Below are 474 nucleotides of genomic sequence, written 5' to 3' on the forward strand. Positions count from 1 at the left end.
AGATCTTCTCCAGGTAGCGCGCCTCCATCTCCTCGTAGGCGAGGCCGAGCTGCTTCGCGCGCGCCTCGATCACGCCGCGCATGCGCGGGCCGCGCACGATGCCGGGCTGGATCGCGTTGACGCGGATGCCGGTCGGCCCGAGCTCGATCGCGAGGCTCTTGACCAGGCCGACGATCGCCCACTTGGTGGCCGCGTAGGGCGTGCGGAACGCGTAGCCGAGCCGCCCGGCCACCGAGGACAGCGCGATGATCGAGCCGCCTTGCGGCGAGGCGCGCAGCAGCGGCACCGCGCGCCGCGCGAAACGGTATTGCGCGTCGAGGTTGATCGAGATGGTGCGTTGCCAGTCTCCCGGGTCGATCTCGTCGATGCCGCCGGTCGGCACGGCGATGCCGGCGTTGTTGACCAGAACGTCGAGCCCGCCCAGCGTTCGGCCGAGGTCCTCGAACACGCGCTCGATCGCAGCCGGGTCGGCCA

At 71.1% G+C, this 474-nt stretch carries 1 protein-coding gene; it reads right to left on the bottom strand.

What is annotated here, in order from left to right:
- A partial coding sequence (locus FQ705_RS32565) for an SDR family oxidoreductase (protein ID WP_144148957.1) occupies positions 1–474 on the bottom strand: 474 nt, incomplete at both ends.

This window comes from Paraburkholderia sp. BCC1884 (genome assembly GCF_900996225.1).
Taxonomy (GTDB): Bacteria; Pseudomonadota; Gammaproteobacteria; order Burkholderiales; family Burkholderiaceae; genus Paraburkholderia.